Annotated in this window: 2 protein-coding genes; both read right to left on the bottom strand. The window is 41.3% G+C overall.

The features are described from left to right. A partial coding sequence (locus tag ABYD77_RS18965) for a histone deacetylase family protein (RefSeq protein ID WP_372771649.1) occupies positions 1–605 on the bottom strand: 605 nt, incomplete at its 3' end. 83 nt (positions 606–688) lie between these two features. Further along, the gene (locus ABYD77_RS18970) at positions 689–2194 is read right to left on the bottom strand and encodes a serine hydrolase (RefSeq protein WP_372771650.1); all 1506 of its coding nucleotides are present in this window, start codon (positions 2192–2194) and stop codon (positions 689–691) included. Between the last annotated feature and the right edge of the window lie 29 nt (positions 2195–2223).

The raw sequence follows: 2223 nt of genomic DNA on the forward strand, positions 1-2223 counted from the left end.
ATAATATGCTCATTGCTATCAATGGCGGTATTTGGATAAAAAGGGTGTTGGAAGATGGAGCAAAACAGTACATCAAGGTCATCAACAAAGATATCTTGAGTACCATTACCGTGATGCACATCAATATCTAAAATTGCAATGCGTTTTACACCTTGCTGTTGCGCGTACCGTGCAGCAATCGCAATATTGTTAAAAATACAAAAACCCGATGAAGTGTCTTTATTAGCATGATGACCGGGCGGTCTCACTGCACAAAAAGCCGCATCCAATTCACCCGCTAAAATTTTATCAACAGCAAGTAAGCCAGATCCTGCTGCTCTTTTTGCGGCAAGTAAACTATCAGGACACAGCCAGGTATCCCCATCAAGGTCACTTAAACCTTGTTCTGGGATTTTGTCTTCGACTGTTTTAACTAAATTTTCTGAATGCGCTAACAGTAACTGTTCTCGCTCAGCAAGCGGGGCATCAAGGTGAGTAAGTGCAATATCTAACCCAGCAGCTAAAATACGGTCGTTAATCGCATCAAGTCGTGAAGGGCACTCAGGATGATCAGGGATCATTCTGTGCTTTCGACAGTCTGTATGAGAAATTATCGCTGTACGCATGCCACCCTCCTGGTTAAAACTAACACTAGTCTAACAAAGTCGGCGAGTACCGACTTTGCGACTTTGGTCGGTTAAAAACTGCTCTACTTGATAGGGATCAAGTTAAGGTTATGAAAGTCAAAACTAAAATCAGTAATACTTGGTGCTACTGCATACATTTTTGCACTTTTAATCTGATTAGTCGGGCTCATTTCAAACTCAATAAACGCATCCGCTTCCAGTAACTTCTCATGCCAACGCACAATAAATGTATTGCCATTAAAGTGCTCAAGGGTGCCTTTTAAACGTGCCGAATGGGTAAAGTCGATGGTCAGTTTATTGTCTTGCTCAGCAATCACAATATCGCCATACCAACTGTCTTTATAATTTGCTGCATAAACGGATAGTGGCAAGGCATTTTGCTGTTGTGCTGGTTTTTCAACAACCGCTTTTTCATACGCCTTTGCTTTGCGTTCAAAGTGTTTTTCAGCGAGCGTTTCAACCCAATCTTTATTTGGTAAATCAAGTGCGTCTTCAAGCACTTCGTGAGTAATTGCGCTAAGTGCACTAAATGCTTGTTGGTTAGATAACACAACAATACCAAGTTGCTTTTCTGGTACTAAAGTGACTTGCGAAACCATACCTAAAATACCACCGCCATGACCTAACTTTTTATAGCCTTGATAATCTTCAATCGACCAACCTAAGCCGTAGCCGCGAAACTGCTGACGATAGTCATTAAACGCATTTTTAGATGCCATACTCGTAATATGTGGATGCCACATTTGCGCTTGTTGTTTTTCACTAAATAGCACCTCGCCATTTGGCATTTTGCCACCAGCAAGTTGGGTTTTTAGCCAGTTAGCCATTTCATCTACGTTTGATGCAATCGCCCCTGCTCCACGAAAATCTTCAAGATAATTTACAAAGAATGGATGTAACTTGTCATCCATTGGAATATGCCCAGTTGCCCAGTTTTTATTAGACTTTGGAATACGAGAAAAACCCGCTTTTGACAATGTCATACCAAGAGGTTTTAACATCTCTTGTTCGACAAATTCTTGCCAAGATTTTCCCGATACACGCGCAACAACTTCACCTGCTGTAACAAACATTAAATTGTTATAAGTATATTGACTGCGGAAACTTGATACAGGTTTTAGATAGCGAATACCATGAATTACATCTTCTACTGATTTATCAGTATCTGGCCAAATCGATAAATCACCTGCCCCCAAACCAAGACCTGCGCGGTGACTTAGCAAATCACGAATTGTCACCTCACGTGTTGCATAGGCATCATACATACGAAATTCAGGTAAGTGATCAATTACTCTATCATTCCAATTGAGCTTGCCTTGATCCACTAACATTGCAAGGGCTGCTGCTGTAAATGCTTTGGTGTTTGACGCGATACCAAATAAAGTATGCTTATCTACCTCTTCACCTGTGGTTAAGTGCCTAACACCAAACCCTTTTGAAAAAATAACTTCGCCATTTTCAACCACGGCGACTGCCATACCTGGTACTTCAAAGCGTTTCATCGATTGCTCAATGGTTTGTTCAAGCTGCTTATTATCGATTGCGGCATAAAGCTGACTCGACGCAATAACGCCAAGCGCGAGAGTAATTTTGCTGA

The sequence above is a fragment of the Pseudoalteromonas sp. genome, assembly GCF_041629635.1.
In the GTDB taxonomy this organism is placed as follows: Bacteria; Pseudomonadota; Gammaproteobacteria; order Enterobacterales; family Alteromonadaceae; genus Pseudoalteromonas.